Origin of the sequence: Polaromonas sp. (assembly GCF_030682935.1) — a bacterium.
Lineage (GTDB): Bacteria > Pseudomonadota > Gammaproteobacteria > Burkholderiales > Burkholderiaceae_C > Polaromonas.
Window position 1 is genome coordinate 1 of the sequence record NZ_JAUXNA010000086.1, and the last position, 14,397, is coordinate 14,397.

Annotated in this window: 12 protein-coding genes, 1 tRNA gene and 1 pseudogene; 4 read left to right on the forward strand and 10 right to left on the reverse strand. The window is 63.9% G+C overall.

Annotation, left to right across the window (positions count from 1 at the left end):
* From Q8K05_RS03325 to Q8K05_RS03340, 4 genes are all read left to right on the forward strand, one after another.
* Positions 1–1,285: ATP-dependent helicase (locus Q8K05_RS03325; protein ID WP_305245105.1), on the forward strand; the 1,285-nt coding region annotated here is incomplete at its 5' end.
* A 219-nt stretch (positions 1,286–1,504) separates the two neighbouring features.
* Positions 1,505–1,999, forward strand: a complete 495-nt coding sequence (locus Q8K05_RS03330) for a hypothetical protein (protein WP_305245106.1) — start codon at positions 1,505–1,507, stop codon at positions 1,997–1,999.
* A 15-nt stretch (positions 2,000–2,014) separates the two neighbouring features.
* The gene (locus tag Q8K05_RS03335) at positions 2,015–3,226 is read left to right on the forward strand and encodes a phospholipase A (RefSeq protein ID WP_305245107.1); all 1,212 of its coding nucleotides are present in this window, start codon (positions 2,015–2,017) and stop codon (positions 3,224–3,226) included.
* A gap of 227 nt (positions 3,227–3,453) precedes the next feature.
* Positions 3,454–4,758 carry a sodium:proton antiporter gene (locus Q8K05_RS03340; protein WP_305245108.1) on the forward strand — a complete coding sequence of 435 codons (1,305 nt, stop codon included), beginning with the start codon at positions 3,454–3,456 and terminating at the stop codon, positions 4,756–4,758.
* Between the two features lie 451 nt (positions 4,759–5,209).
* Here Q8K05_RS03340 and Q8K05_RS03345 read toward each other — a convergent pair whose 3' ends face one another.
* From Q8K05_RS03345 to Q8K05_RS03390, 10 genes and pseudogenes are all read right to left on the reverse strand, one after another.
* Positions 5,210–6,208, reverse strand: coding sequence for a GSU2403 family nucleotidyltransferase fold protein (locus Q8K05_RS03345; RefSeq protein ID WP_305245109.1), 999 nt, complete (start codon positions 6,206–6,208; stop codon positions 5,210–5,212).
* A 66-nt stretch (positions 6,209–6,274) separates the two neighbouring features.
* Positions 6,275–6,427: a hypothetical protein gene (locus Q8K05_RS03350; protein WP_305245110.1), complete on the reverse strand. Its 153-nt coding sequence runs from the start codon at positions 6,425–6,427 to the stop codon at positions 6,275–6,277.
* Between the two features lie 159 nt (positions 6,428–6,586).
* A tRNA-Phe gene (locus tag Q8K05_RS03355) sits at positions 6,587–6,662 on the reverse strand.
* A 58-nt stretch (positions 6,663–6,720) separates the two neighbouring features.
* Positions 6,721–7,395, reverse strand: a complete 675-nt coding sequence (locus Q8K05_RS03360) for a response regulator (protein WP_305245111.1) — start codon at positions 7,393–7,395, stop codon at positions 6,721–6,723.
* 81 nt (positions 7,396–7,476) lie between these two features.
* Positions 7,477–9,759, reverse strand: a complete 2,283-nt coding sequence (locus tag Q8K05_RS03365) for an ATP-binding protein (protein ID WP_305245116.1) — start codon at positions 9,757–9,759, stop codon at positions 7,477–7,479.
* Between the two features lie 14 nt (positions 9,760–9,773).
* Positions 9,774–10,370: a DUF4390 domain-containing protein gene (locus tag Q8K05_RS03370; RefSeq protein WP_305245112.1), complete on the reverse strand. Its 597-nt coding sequence runs from the start codon at positions 10,368–10,370 to the stop codon at positions 9,774–9,776.
* 67 nt (positions 10,371–10,437) lie between these two features.
* Entirely contained in the window at positions 10,438–11,775 is a 1,338-nt protein-coding gene (gene rsmB, locus Q8K05_RS03375) for a 16S rRNA (cytosine(967)-C(5))-methyltransferase RsmB (RefSeq protein WP_305245113.1), read from the reverse strand.
* 96 nt (positions 11,776–11,871) lie between these two features.
* Positions 11,872–12,891: a M48 family metalloprotease gene (locus Q8K05_RS03380; RefSeq protein WP_305245114.1), complete on the reverse strand. Its 1,020-nt coding sequence runs from the start codon at positions 12,889–12,891 to the stop codon at positions 11,872–11,874.
* Between the two features lie 40 nt (positions 12,892–12,931).
* Positions 12,932–13,525: a LemA family protein gene (locus tag Q8K05_RS03385; RefSeq protein ID WP_305245115.1), complete on the reverse strand. Its 594-nt coding sequence runs from the start codon at positions 13,523–13,525 to the stop codon at positions 12,932–12,934.
* Between the two features lie 266 nt (positions 13,526–13,791).
* Positions 13,792–14,397, reverse strand: a pseudogene (locus Q8K05_RS03390) (DNA-directed RNA polymerase subunit beta'); the annotation flags it as partial.

Below are 14,397 nucleotides of genomic sequence, written 5' to 3' on the forward strand. Positions count from 1 at the left end.
CTACCGCTCGACCAGCGCGATTTTGCGCGCCGCCAACAACGTGATCGGCCCCAACCCCAAGCTCTACCCCAAAACGCTGTTCAGCGAACTGGGCGAAGGCGAGCCGGTGCGCGTGCTCGACTGCGACAGCGAAGAACACGAGGCCGAGCGCGTGGTGGCCCGCATCCAGAGCCTGCGCGCCGAGGGCAGCCTGCAGGTCGAAGGCGGCCAGTACCGCGAGTGGAAAGACTTCTGCGTGCTCTACCGTGCCAACCACATGGCCAAGCCGTTTGAAAAAGCCTTTCGCAAGGCGCAAATTCCCTACAAGGTGTCGGGCGGGCAAAGCTTTTTTGACCGCGCCGAGATCAAGGACCTGTGCAGCTGGATGGTGCTGCTGGTCAACAACGACAACAACCCGGCCTTCATACGGTCGATCAAGACGCCCAAGCGGGGCATTGGCCACACCACGCTGGGCGCGCTGAGCACCTTTGCCGACACCTACAAGCTCAGCCTGTTTGAGTCGCTGTTCAGCAATTCGCTGGGCTCCGTGCTGCCGGCCAAGGCGGTGGGCTCGCTGCACGAGTTTGGCCGCTACCTGAACGAGCTGGAGCAGCGCGCCAAAAAAACCGTGGGCGCCGAAGCAGCGCGCGTTTTTCTCACCGACTGGCTCAAGGAAATTGACTACGAAAAGCACCTGTACGCCGGCGAGGAAAGCGAAAAAGTCGCGGCGGCGCGCTGGAGCAACGTGATGGATTTTTGCGACTGGATGGCGCAGCGCTGCGGCGGGCAAATCGCCGATGCGTCGGGCGCGGTGGTTGAAAAAGAAACCAAAACCATGCTCGAAGTGGTGCAGACGATTGCGCTGCTGTCGACCATCAGCGAGCGCGAAGGCGAGCAGAACGTGGTCACGCTGTCCACGCTGCACGCCTCCAAGGGACTGGAGTGGCCGCATGTGGTGCTGGCCGGCTGCAACGAAGGCCTGCTGCCCTTCAAGCTCGAAGACGACGACGGCGGCAACAGCGACAGCATTGCGCTGCGCCTGCAGGAAGAGCGCCGCCTGATGTATGTGGGCATCACCCGCGCCCAGCGCACGCTGGCCGTGAACTGGCTGCGCAGGCGCAAAAAAGGCCGCGACATGATCCCGGGCATCCCGAGCCGCTTCATTGCCGAAATGGCGCTGGACAAAACCACCATCAAGGAAGATCCGCGCGAAAAGCTCAAGGCCCTGCGCGCCGAGTTCGCCAAAAAATCGGCCGACGCCCTGGCTGCCAGCGCCGCTGCGGCAGCGGCTGAGGGCCGACGCTGAGCAGGCGGCGCAAACCTTACAGTCATTTACCTGCGCTGCAGAATGCGCAACCTCCTCCCTTGCAAACTCGTTTTCGCCTCCATGCGGCACCTGTCCGCCGGCCCCGGCCCCAAAAAAAGAGAGGCTTTCAGCTACCATGCGGGACCGCTCCGTAGCCTCTGCGGCCCCCGAACGCGCCGCCAGGACTTGGCCGCGCACGGCATTGATGGATCACTGACCTTGAATTTCTTCCGAATTGCTATTTTTTTGATAGCCATCAGCGCCCTGCCATTAAGGACTATTGCCCAAAACAGTCAAAAAACAGCGTGCCCCGTCGGGCAGGAGCTGAAAGCCGCCCAGTTGTACGGCCTGTGGGCCGTGCGCTTTAGCAACCCGCCCGCCGGCCTGCCCACCCATGCCACCTTGCGGCTGCAGCAGCATGCCGAATTCACGGAAAGCCTGGCCGGCCTGGTCAGCCGCGAGCTTGGGGCCGCTGCAGGTTCGCCGGCCATCGCCGGCCATGCCAACCAGGCCGCGCTGGCCGGCGACCTGGAGGACGGCCGGCTGCTGCTGCTGGACGAGTCCTCTGACCGGATCAGCATCACCGGCACCTGGAACGGGGAGCTCGTCGAAGGGTCCTGCGGCAAGCAGTTTCAGGGCAGTTGGAAAGACACCAGCCGCAGCGCCGCCGACAACGCCCCCGACGTGCCCTTCACCCTCACCAAACTCCCCTGACCGATGGCCGCCCCGATGACCCTGAAACTATCGACCCTGACCCCGCGCCAGCTATGCGCCCACCTGATGTCCGCCGGTTTGCTGGCGGGCGGACTGGCGCAGGCCCAAAGCGCGCCCGCCGATGCCGCCGCCAGTGCGCCCAGCCCCGGCTGGCAGGCCTGCCAGACCCTGAAGGCCGACGCCACGGCGCAGCTGGCCTGTTTTCAACGGTGGGCGGATTCCCAGTCGCGGACCGACAGGCCTGCGCCCTCGCTGACCACGGCCCCCGCCAATACCGCCACCGGCCAGCCGGCCACCCAGGTGCTGCTGCTGCCCACCCTGAATACCGAATCGCCCGACGGCAAACCGATTGGCTGCAAAAACAATCAGTACTCGGAGCTCTCCAAATTCTGGGAACTGCAGCGCGGCACCGACTGCGACACCTTTGCCCTGCGCGGCTACCGCCCCATCTCGCTGGCCGTGGTGGCGTCGGACAGCGTCAACGAGCAGCCTTCGTCCACCGCTGCCGACCACACGGCACTGACGGCGCTGCCCTACAAGCGCACCGAGAAAAAAATCCAGCTGTCGATTCGCACCAAGCTTGCCAAGGGCTTGCTCAAAAGCAGCCCCGAGGACAGCGCCGACCACGACTCGCTGTGGTTTGGCTACACCCAGAAAAGCTACTGGCAGCTGTTCAACACCGGGCTGTCGCGGCCGTTTCGCGTGACCGATCACGAACCCGAGCTCATCTACATCTTCCCGCACCAAGTCCCGCTGGCCGGTGGCTGGAGCTACCGGCTTTCGGGCCTGGGGCTGGTGCACCAGTCCAACGGGCAAGCGCTGCCGCTGTCGCGCAGCTGGAACCGCGTTTACCTGATGGGCGCGGCCGAGAAAGTGCTGGGCCAGGACGCCAGCCTGACGCTGCAAGGCCGGGTCTGGAACCGCGTGCATGAATCGTCCGGCGATGACGATAACCCCGGCATCGAAGATTACGTCGGCCGGGCCGAGCTCACTGGCAGCTGGCAGATCAGCAAGTCCCATACCCTGGGCCTGACGCTGCGGCACTCGCTGCGCAAGGACGCCCGCGGTTCGGCCCGCCTGGACTGGATGCTGGCGCCCGCCTCGTCGCCCAACTACACCGGCCTGCGCTACCACCTGCAGTTTTTCAGCGGCTACGGCGACAGCCTGTTGGACTACAACCGAAAGCGCCAAGTGCTGAGCGTCGGCATGAGCCTGGTGGACTGGTAGGTCTTGGCTGCCGCGGGCCCAATTTGCTTCTATATTGATAGCAACAAACTCCCGTATTTATTAGGCTGTAGCCGTATTTCATCAATATTCTTACGACGGCACGGCAGCTGTTGACGGCCTTGCCGCGCAGCCGCTGCTGCCGCCACCGCACGGCCGTTTGCTTTAAGCTAGGCGCATGACTTTTACAGCCCTGGGCCCCGCAAGTGGCCGCACCCGGCGCCCGCCCCATGATTAATCCATCCGATTTCATCGTGGGCTGCATCATCGCCGGCCTGCTGCTGATTGCCATGACGCTGGCCGGCTCCTTCATTGCGCGTTTGCCGCTGAGCGCCGCCATGCTCTACCTGGGCGCGGGCGTGGCGATTGGCCCGATGGGCCTGGGACTGATCAAGCTCAACGCCTTGACCAACGTGGTGATGCTGGAGCGGCTGACCGAAGTGGCGGTGCTGATCTCGCTGTTCACCGCCGGCATGAAACTGGAACTGCCGCTGACCAACCGGCGCTGGCGCATTCCGGTGCAGCTGGCCACGCTGTCGATGCTGGTCACAGTGGCCGCCGTGACGGCGCTGGGCGTGTATGGCCTGGGCTTGTCGCTCGGCGCCTCGGTGCTGCTGGGCGCCATCCTGGCCCCGACCGACCCGGTGCTGGCCTCTGACGTGCAGGTCGGCGACCCCGGCGACCGCGACCGCCTGCGCTTTGGCCTGACCGGCGAAGGCGGCCTGAACGACGGCACCGCCTTTCCTTTTGTCATGCTGGGTCTGGGCCTGCTCGGCCTGCACGACCTGGGCGAAGGCGGCTGGCGCTGGTGGGCGGTGGACGTGCTGTGGGCGGTGGCGGGCGGCTTGGGCCTGGGCTACCTGATGGGCACACTGGTTGGCCGCGCCATCATTTACCTGCGCATGCGCCACCGCGAGGCGCTGGGTTCCAACGAATTCATTGCCCTGGGCCTGATTGCGCTGACCTACGGCCTGGCCCTGCTAAGCCTGACCTACGGATTCCTGGCCGTGTTTGCCGCCGGGCTGGCGCTGCGCCGCGTACACGAACACAAAAACGGCCCCGCCTCTGCGCCCTTGCCGGCACTGAGCGCGGAAGAGCGCGAAGCCTCCGGCGCCCACGCCTCCGCCCACATGATGAACGAGGTGCAGCGCTTTAACATCCAGCTCGAAAGCTTTGTGGAGGTCGGCATTGTGCTGGCCGTGGGCGTGCTGCTGGCCACCGTCAAGTTTCAGGCCGAACTGCTGTGGTTCATCCCGGCGCTGTTTCTGGTGATTCGCCCGGTCGCGGTTTATATCGGCCTGCTGGGCACGCCTGTCAAAGGCACCCACCGCCGCCTGATGGCCTGGTTCGGCATTCGCGGCATCGGCTCGCTGTATTACCTGCTCTACGCCATCAGCCACCACATAGAACCGGCGCTGGCCAAGCGCCTGCTGTCGCTCACGCTGGCCGTGATTGTGGCGTCGGTGATTGCCCACGGCATTTCTGTTACGCCGCTGATGAAGCGCTACGAGGCGCGCAAGGCCGCCCGCCGGTAACTATTCAGCACCCTCAAGTCCACCAGCCCCTCCCCTGTAGTCGGTTTTAGACGTCCTGCGTGGTCAAGTCTGCCGCCTTGGGCTGCTGGCCGACGTTCCACACCAGTCCCGTGCACGAGCCCGGCATGTCGTAGCATGATGCTTTGCCCATCCAAGTCAGATGGAAAACCCATCAGGCCGACGCACGCACAAGTCCTTGCGCCAAAAGGCGAAGTGCGTGTGCCTCGGCGAAAGAGTTGGTGGGGATTTTTTTTGATTACGCAAAGCCCGCCGCGTGCGGGTTTTCTTTCGCCTGGTACTGGGCTCGCCGCTTAACCCCGGGCCGCCAAGGCCCATGGCCGACCTACCGCCCCCTAAACCTCATTTGCGGCCGAGCCCGAGGCCCCTTCCCATGGGTCACCCCGACTGGGTGGTCAAGAAGCAACCTTCCGGCACAAACCACCACCGGACCTCAGGACTCGGCACTCGTACTCGGCGGCTTGGCCTCGGGCACCAGTGCAGCGGGCGGAACTTGCGTCTGCAGCAGGCCCTCCCTCAAGAGCCCCTCTACGATATCGGCCTGACGCACATCGCGCCGCCGCTTTATCTCCGGTCTGTTCTGCGCGTTGTCAGCCATCCAGCGCTTGAAGCTTACAAACACGGCGGGGTCAATGGTTCGCATCAGCGCCATGCGCCCCGTCGCCGAGATGACCAGATGCTCAAACAGGGGCGTACTTGTCAGCACCGCAGCACGTTTAGCCTGCACTGGCCACAAGTCGTCCTCGTCGCCCGAAAAACGAAACGGGTGGGGGTCGCCATCCGCGCTCTCGCGGCGCAGGAAATCCACCTCGAATCCCTTGTCGTCAATCGCTGTTTCGGCCTGCTCTTCCTTGCGCCGAAAACTCGGTTCGGCCTTTTGCAGCACCTGGAGCATCGACTGGTCGAGCTTGGCAATGGTGGTGACAAAGCTCACCCGCCGCCCGGCATCCCAAAGCAGGTCCACATCCTGCGTGGCAAGTGCTCCCTGCACGATGCGAACGCCTGCAGCCGTCTCATAAGCGTACAGGGCGTGGGTTCCGACCACTCTGAAATGTTCTCCCAAGCCCGCATCCTCAAGGGCTTGCAGCACAGCGACGACTTTGGACGGCACACGGCCCGCCTTGAGTGCCTTGTTCAGCCGCTCAGCCTCCTTCAGGGCCTCCCGCAGTGACTTCAGTCGCGCCTCTATCGCGGTCTTGCGCTCCGTGAAATCCTTGAAAATCGCCTCTGTCTTGGCAGAGCGGGGGCCTATGCGAGTTTGGCGGTTGTCGGGCAGGGTTTTGACGAGATACTCGTATTCTCCCTGACGCTTCCAGTACATGCCGCCCACATAGGGACGCGCCTCCTTCTCGACGCGGCGCCATTCCTCGAAGATGGTGGAGGCGTCAATGACTTGCCGGGCTGCGTTGTCTGAAAGCGGTAGATAGTCCATTGGCCGTATAAATATTGTTTTTATATTTTGTACGGCTAAACCAATAAAATCAATAGGTTACATGACTTATTTTTCTTCTTTTACGCTAAACGGAGCCTGTACATAGCCCTTGTCAGCCCGCGCCAGTTCTGACGTCATGGGCACCTCGCCATCCGCCAGCAAATATTCCTTGTCACGCGGCGCTGCCGCCTTGATCAGAAGCTCGTTAAGTTGTCCCATGGTGTACCCAAAAATGACTGCGGTTGAAAAGCAGTCTGGGGTACACGCAAGAACGGGACGTTGTGGGATTCAGAGATACCGCTTGAGCCGCCTTTTTCAGGCTAAGTCCTTGATTTACAAGAACTCTGGGCTAACTTGGGATCGTCTGAGAAAAAGAGATGGTGGCCTGGGGCGGAATCGAACCACCGACACAAGGATTTTCAATCCTCTGCTCTACCGACTGAGCTACCGGGCCTAAGCCGCATAGTATATATCAGCCGCAACGGCACTTTGGCCGATGGCGTGCAGAATGTTTACGCGCTGCGCTTGCCGCGCGCGAGATCCACGCCCAATTGCTTTAGCTTTCGGTAAAGGTGGGTGCGCTCCAGTCCGGTTTTTTCGGCGACGCGGGTCATGGAGCCGCCCTCTTTGGCGAGGTGAAATTCAAAGTAGGCTTTTTCAAACTCGTCACGGGCATCGCGCAGGGGTTTTTCGAGCAAGAAACTCTGCGTGGCCTGGGGGCCCAGGTCAACGGCTACCGGCAGCGTGCCGCCGGTCATGATGGCCTCCAGCGTGAGTTCGGCCGCATTGACGCCAGCGCTCAGGGCGATGGGCTTGCGGGCCAGCGTTCTGGTGAGGCCTTGCTCCACGGCCTTGAGCAGCTTTTGCAGGGTGATGGGTTTTTCAAGAAACGCCATGGCGCCGATTTTGGTGGCCTCTACCGCCGTGTCTATGGTGGCGTGGCCGCTCATCATGATCACCGGCATGGTGAGCAGGCCGTTGGACGACCACTCCTCGAGCAGCGTCACGCCGTCGGTGTCGGGCATCCAGATATCGAGCAGCACCAGATCTGGCCTGGCGCGTCCGCGGGCGGCGCGGGCTTGCGCGGCATTTTCAGCCAGCTCGATCTGATGCCCTTCGTCGTTAAGGATTTCCGAAAGAAGGTCGCGTATGCCCAGCTCGTCATCGACCACCAGAATATTTGCCATGATTGAATTGCTGCCCTGCCGGTTGTTGCGGATGCGTAGGTGTTGCGAAAGCGGTTGCCACGTATGACGCGGCCTGTGTTGTTAAGCCACAACTGCGAATGATAACGACACTTGCGCGCCTTGCACCTGGCCGTCCACCACGCGGTTGGAAATATCGACGCGGGCGCCGTGTTCATCGGCGATTTTCTTGACCACGGCCAGCCCCAGACCGGTGCCTTTGACCTTGGTGGTGACGTAGGGCTCAAAGGCGCGTTTGAGGATGTGTTCGGGAAAGCCGGTTCCGCTGTCACGTACGCTCAGGCGCACGCGCCGGGAACTGTCGAGGTACTCGGTTTTGAGGACCACGCGGCCCGCGCCCTTGCCTTCCTGGGCGTCCTGGGCGTTTTGCAACAGGTTGTGAATGACCTGGCGCAGCTGCTGGGCATCGCCCTTGATCGGCGGGGCTTTGGGGTCGAGCTCGGTCGTGACGGGGACCACGGCGTTGTCGCCAAGGTAGAGCTGCATCACCTCGGCGATGAGCGCGTTGAGGTCAACGGGCTTGAGTTCGGCAGCGGGCAGGCGGGCGTAATCGCGAAACTCGTTGACGAGCCGCTTCAGGGCATCGACCTGGTCGACGATGGTTTTGACGGACTTGGTGAGCAGGGCCTGCTCGGGGGCGCCCACCTTGCCCGTGAGCTTCATCTCCAGACGCTCGGCCGACAACTGGATGGGGGTGAGCGGGTTCTTGATTTCGTGCGCCAGCCGGCGCGCCACTTCGCCCCAGGCCCGCGCGCGCTGGGCCGACACCATGTCGGAGATGTCGTCAAACACCAGCAAGAACTCTTCGGTCCCCGGCATTTTGGCGCCGCGCGCAATCAGTGTGATGGCATGGTCGGGCGCGCCGGGCTCGGCGGTATGGAGTTCAAACGACTGCTGCCAGTGCGCCTGCTCATGGGAAGCATTTTCGCGGAGGTAGTCGGTAAACTGGGCCAGCACGTCCTGGGCAAAGGTCTCGAGGCCGGGAACTTCGCCGAGCGACTGGCCCTGGTAGGCGGCCAGCGGCGCCTGCAGGATGCGTGTGGCGCCGGGGTTGCTGGACTGGATGCGGCCCCGAATGTCGAGCACGATCACGCCTGCAGTGAGGTTGTCCAGGATGGTTTGCAGGTTGGCGCGCGCGGCGTCAACCTGGCTCATGCTGTGCTGCACGGCCGAGCGGGCATCGGCCAGCTGCTGCGTCATGTCGGCAAACGAGCGGGTCAGTCCGCCCAGCTCGTCTTTGCCTTGCAGGGCTGCTTTGGGCGTCAAATCGCCCAAAGCCACCTGCCGCACGCCTTCGGCCAGCACCAGCAGCGGCTTGGCGAGCTGGTTGCCCAGCACCACCGCCAGCAGCACGGCGCCAAACACGGCCAGAAAAAGACTGAGCGTGAGTGTGCCTATGTACATTCTGCGCAAGCCGCCGCGCGCCAGCGCACGCTCCTGGTACTGGCGATTGGCCTCTTGCACGGCAATGGCGTTGGCCACCAGGCCTGCGGGCAGGACTTCGGTCACCTGCAAAAAACGGAACTGCCCCAGCACATTGACATTCGGGTTGTTGACCACGGCAATGGCTTTGACGCGTGGCGCCAGGGCGGCCGCAGCCGCGCCCGCGCCCGCCCTGGCCGGCGCGCCGCCGGCGGTGAGTTCGCCGTTGCCGCCGGGCAGCATTTCTTCGAGGCCTTCGATCTGGGTGACGACGCGCTGGGTGCGGGCATTGCGCAACTGTTGCACCGAGGGGCGCTCGGGCTGGAATAAAAATCGCGATTCACCGGCGCTGGCAATCATTTGGCCGGACGCGCTCCAGAGCACCACATCGCTGGCGGACAACTGCTCGCGCAGGCGCTCGAGCGCCAGGCCGGCCAGGGCATCCGGGGTTTCTGACAGTTGCGTGGCAGCCTGCCGCGTTTTGTTGCCCAGGTCGGCGGCCAGGGTGTCCAGCGTGGCACGGCCCAGGTTCAGGCCCGACGCCAGCGCGCCTTCGACCTCGACGTCAAACCAGCTTTCAATCGAGCGCGAGACAAACTGGTAGGACACGACATAAATCATCATGCCGGGCAGCAGACCGACCAGCGCAAAGATGGCGGCCAGCTTGACCAGCAGGCGGCTGCCAAAACGGCCGCGGCGAAGGCGCAGCGCCAGGCGTAGCGCGATCCAGCCGATCACCAGCAGCAAAAGACCCGCCACGGCCACGTTCAGGCCAAAGAGCAGCGCGTAGTTGCGTTCGTAAAGATCGCGGTTGCCGGTGGCCTGGGTCAGCAGAAACAGCAGCACCAGTCCCATGGCGGCCATGACGCCGACGCCCACACCGACGGTCCAGCGAAAGGCCTGGCTGCTTTTGATCGATGTCATGTTGGCGGTGAGGCTCACTTGGCGACCTCTCGCACGGCGGCTGCAGGCGCCGCAGGGAGTTCCAGCCTCAGCCGGTCTTTAAACTGCGCGGAGATACTCCATTCGCGTTGCCCGGCCATGCCGATCTGGAAAGGGCGCGGCAGCTGGGACAGGTCGAGCCGGAAACTGAAGTCGAGCGTGTGCGCGGCCCCCGGGTCCAGGTCGGCGGTGTCGGCGATTTTCCAGCGGGCCACGCGCTGGATCGTCGACAGGGCTTCGTCCAGCGTGTCGTAGTTCTGGTTCAGGGCGGCGCGCAGGCCGGCGGAACTGGTGATCAGGCCCGAAGCGATGTTGACGCGCCAGCGCCCGGTCAGCGGCTGGTAGGCCAGGCGCAGGGTGCGGGCGGCGCTGGCCACACGCGGATCGGTCCAGTACCAGCGCTCGCGGTAGATGTCAGCCTCGACCACGAAAAACAGCGGAATCCCCTTGAGCAGGGCCTCTTGCACCACGGGCGCGAGATCGAATCGGACCAGCGCGGACAGCTGAATCCCGTCATCGGCACGCTCGACGCGCAGCTGGGTGATCTCGGTGGCCGGCGTAGCGCTTTCGCCCTGCGCCCAAAAGGGGCTCATGCAAAGGCACAAGCCCACCAGGAAGCGGGCCAGGCAGCGCGAAATGCTGCTGATGCCGCCAAGACTGCTAGAGGCTGCGTTTTTCAAGGAGCGCGTAATAAAAACCGTCGTGTTCACGCAGCAAATTGTCCGGGAAGTCCGCCTGCCCGGCGCCACTTTGGGGCAGCAAATGCCCGGGCGAGGGCATTAATAGGGCATCGGTGTGGTGCGCAAGGAACGTTTGCGTCTGCTGGTCGCCTTCGGCCCTGAAAACCGAGCAGGTGCAGTACAGCAGGCGCCCGCCGGGTTTGACCAGGGGCCACAATGTTTTGAGCAGATGCGCCTGCAGGCCGGCCAGCTGGGCGATGTCGGTGGGACGGCGCAGCCAGCGCACATCGGGGTGGCGCCGCACAATGCCCGAGGCGGTGCAGGGCGCATCGAGCAAGATGCCGTCGTACAGCCGGCCATCCCACCAGGCCTTGGGCTTGCCGGCGTCGCCCACCACGATGTCGGCGTTCAGGCCCAGGCGCTGCAGGTTTTGCGCGATGCGCTCGCAGCGGCGGGCGTCGATGTCCAGCGCCGTCACGTCGCAATCGGCCAGTTCCAGCAGGTGGGCGGTTTTGCCGCCGGGTGCGGCGCAGGCGTCAAGAATCCGCAGCGGAACCTTGCCCTCGCCAGCCGAAGCGAGGCCGTCGAGCAGCAGCGGCGCGGCCAGCTGCGCGGCTGCGTCCTGCACCGAGAAATGCCCTTCGGCAAAGCCCGGCAGCGCAGTCACGGGGCGGGCAGCCGTCAGAACCACACCATGCTCCCCGACCGGAAATGCTCCTATATCCATAGCCAACAATGTATTCAGGTAGTGCGCCTGAGTCGTTTTTCGTTGATTTATCCGGAGTATCAGCGGAGCCCGGGTATTGTTGGCCTGCAAAATCGCCTGCCAGTGTGCCGGATGGTCTTTGCGGACCTGGTCGATCCACCACTGCGGGTGGTTCCACACGGCTTGCGGACTTCTTTCGCTCACGGCCACCAGCGCATCGCGCTCGCGCAGAAAGCGGCGCAGGCAGCCGTTGATGAAGCTGGCCTGGTGCTTGGTGGCTTCGCTGCGCTTGGCCGCTTCAACGGCCTGGTCGACCAGCGTGTGCATGGTGTAGGGCGCATCCTGGTCCGACCAGCCCAGCGCCAGCGCCACGCACAGTAGCGCATCGGCCTCGGGCGGTGGCGGGCGCTGCGCGAGTTGCTGGCGCAGGGCTTCGGCGCGGCCCAGCCAGCGCAGCGCATGAAAGCCGAGCGACTGCACGCCGGGCCGCAGCATGGCGTCCACATCTTCGAGCGCGGCCGTCATGGACTGGCCGTCTCGCACGGCCATTAGGAGGGAAGCTGCGCCCTGAAGCTGGCGCCACAGGGGGACTTGGGTCGGGTTATCTTGCATCGGTTCCGTAAAGGCCGGCCCCTTGAGGGCCTGCGGTATAGCCGTCCGGAGGCGGACGGTGCTGGGTACATTATCGATTCGGCGCGGGCCTGTTGCTCAAAATAAGGCATCGGGGCGCGTTGCAGCTTCATCATCGCGCCGCAAAGGCAGCGCCGCCATGGGTCGGCCATAGATGCGGCGTATGCGCTCGGCCAGCGGCGGATGGCTGGCAAACCACCGGGCCTGGGCGCCCTCCTCGACCAGCAGCATGTGCTGAACGTCCGGGTGCAGGCTGCGTTGCAGGGCTCTTGCCTGGCTGCGCTGCCCGGCCTGCTGGCCCGCCACCTTGCGCAGCACCCCGCCCAGCCCGTCCTTGCTGCGCGTGAACTGCACGGCGCGCGCATCGGCCAGAAACTCGCGCTGACGCGATACGGCGGCCTTCAGCGCCCGCCCCGCCAGCCAGCCCAGGGAACCGGCGCCCATGATGGCGAAGCCCGGCAGCGCAAGAAAGGAGCGGCGGCCATCCTCATCGGCGGCGCACATGCTGCGGCCCAGGTTGAAGATCATCTCCAGCCCGAACACCATGCCCGCCAGCCGCATGTTGAGGCGGGTATCGCCTTCGCGCAAATGGCTGAACTCATGGGCCACCAGGCCCTGCAACTCATCGCGCGTGAGGTGGTCGAGCGCGCCCTGCGTGACGGCCACCACCGCGTCAATCTCGTTCCAGCCGGCGGCAAACGCGTTGATGCCGGCTTCCCGGGCCAGCACCATGGGCTGGGGCGCCTTCATGCTGGCCGAAATGGCCAGCTCATGAACGATGTTGCAGAGCTTTTGCTCGGCTTCGCGGCTGGCGGGCCAGGCCTCGCGCGCACCGACCCGGCGCGCCAGCCGTTCACCGCCGCCGTGCAGCGCCGCGGTTTCCAGCCACCAGCCGCCCAGAACAAACAGCAGGGTCACCGCGCTGTTGACGGCGAAGAAATAGGCCGGATAGCCGCTGAAGCCGGGCGACACCAGGCGCCAGGTCAGCGCCAGCGCGGCGTTGACAGCCAGCACCAGCGCGATCACGGTCACGCCAAACAGCAGCAGCAGCCGCAGGGTTTGCCTGCGGGCTTGTTCCTGCCGCTCAAAAAAACGCATGGTGCTTACGGCGCCGGGTGGGCACGACCAGGGCCGGGCGTCACAGCTGGACGCGGACGGCCTGGCGCTCGGCCGCGCTCTCGGTGGCGCGCAGCATGGCCGAGGGTGCAAAGCCAAACAGGCGGGCAATCAACAAGGCCGGGAATTGACCTTGCGCATTGTTGTAGTCGAGCACGGCATCGTTGTAGGCCTGGCGGGCAAAGCCGACCTTGTTTTCGGTGCTGGTGAGCTCTTCGCTGAGCTCGCGTATCGTCTGGTCGGCCTTCAGGTCGGGATAGGCCTCGGCCAGGGCAAACAGCCGGCCCAGACTGCTGTCCAGCGTCTGCTCGGCCGCCGCCAACGCAAGAACGGCGTCGGCCTTGCCGGGGCGGCTTGCTACCCTATCGCTGGCGCTGCGGGCCTGGTTGCGCGCGGTAATCACCGCCTCCAGCGTGCTTTGCTCGTGCTGCAGGTATTTTCTGGCGGCCTCCACCAGGTTGGGAATCAGGTCGTAGCGGCGCTTGAGCTGGACATCAATCTGGCCAAACGCATTGGCAATGGTGTTTTTAAGCCGAACCAGACGGTTGTAGGCGCCCACCGCCCAGAAAACCAGCAAGGCCGCGAGGACGATAAAAACAAGGGTGCTCATGGACATGGAAAGATTCCTTGAAACTGAGGATTACCGGCTGGCAGCGAGATTAACCCGCTTTTTGCACGGTTAAAACGACGCGGCCGCACAAAGCGCACCAACTGCTATTATTTTAGTAGCTAGTTAATACCGTGAATTAAGGGCTATCGCCTTATTTTTCATAAATTTTCGGCTTGGCAACTTTCAAGCGCTGCCAGGCGCCCATAAAAAAAGCCCCACACCCAGGAGGATGTGGGGCTTGACGCCGTTAAGGACGCGGGCGTTGGCCAGGCTTACTCCGAGGCGGCGCTTTCATCGCTGGTTTCAGCGTGAGCGGCATCGAGCTCGGCGGCTTCGGACTCGGCGATGGCGCGGCGCTCGGCGTCGTCCATCAGGTCCTTGGCCTTGCGGGCGTCGTGGTAGGCCATGCCGGTGCCGGCAGGAATCAGGCGTCCGACGATCACGTTTTCTTTCAGACCGCGCAACTCGTCGCGCTTGCCCATGATGGCTGCCTCGGTGAGCACGCGGGTGGTTTCCTGGAAGGAAGCCGCAGAGATGAACGAGTCGGTCGACAGCGAAGCCTTGGTGATGCCGAGCAGCAAATTGCTGAAGGTCGCCGGGATCTTGCCTTCGCCGCGCAGGGCGTCGTTGACGTCCAGCATGGCCGAACGCTCAACCTGCTCGCCGGCAATGTAGCTGGTGTCACCGACGTTTTCAACGACCACACGGCGCAGCATCTGGCGAACAATCACTTCGATGTGCTTGTCGTTGATCTTCACGCCCTGCAGGCGGTACACGTCCTGCACTTCATCGACGATGTAACGGGCCAGTTCGGCCACGCCCAGCAAACGCAGGATGTCCTGCGGGTCGGCCGGGCCGTCCACAATCGATTCGCCCTT

Bases quoted from the DNA above. Each gene is read 5' to 3' on its own strand.
- Q8K05_RS03335 (WP_305245107.1), top strand. From the start codon at position 2,015: ATGACCCTGAAACTATCGACCCTGACCCCGCGCCAGCTATGCGCCCAC.
- Q8K05_RS03340 (WP_305245108.1), top strand. From the start codon at position 3,454: ATGATTAATCCATCCGATTTCATCGTGGGCTGCATCATCGCCGGCCTG.
- Q8K05_RS03345 (WP_305245109.1), bottom strand. From the start codon at position 6,208: ATGGACTATCTACCGCTTTCAGACAACGCAGCCCGGCAAGTCATTGAC.
- Q8K05_RS03350 (WP_305245110.1), bottom strand. From the start codon at position 6,427: ATGGGACAACTTAACGAGCTTCTGATCAAGGCGGCAGCGCCGCGTGAC.
- Q8K05_RS03360 (WP_305245111.1), bottom strand. From the start codon at position 7,395: ATGGCAAATATTCTGGTGGTCGATGACGAGCTGGGCATACGCGACCTT.
- Q8K05_RS03365 (WP_305245116.1), bottom strand. From the start codon at position 9,759: ATGACATCGATCAAAAGCAGCCAGGCCTTTCGCTGGACCGTCGGTGTG.
- Q8K05_RS03370 (WP_305245112.1), bottom strand. From the start codon at position 10,370: ATGAGCCCCTTTTGGGCGCAGGGCGAAAGCGCTACGCCGGCCACCGAG.
- rsmB (WP_305245113.1), bottom strand. From the start codon at position 11,775: ATGCAAGATAACCCGACCCAAGTCCCCCTGTGGCGCCAGCTTCAGGGC.
- Q8K05_RS03380 (WP_305245114.1), bottom strand. From the start codon at position 12,891: ATGCGTTTTTTTGAGCGGCAGGAACAAGCCCGCAGGCAAACCCTGCGG.
- Q8K05_RS03385 (WP_305245115.1), bottom strand. From the start codon at position 13,525: ATGTCCATGAGCACCCTTGTTTTTATCGTCCTCGCGGCCTTGCTGGTT.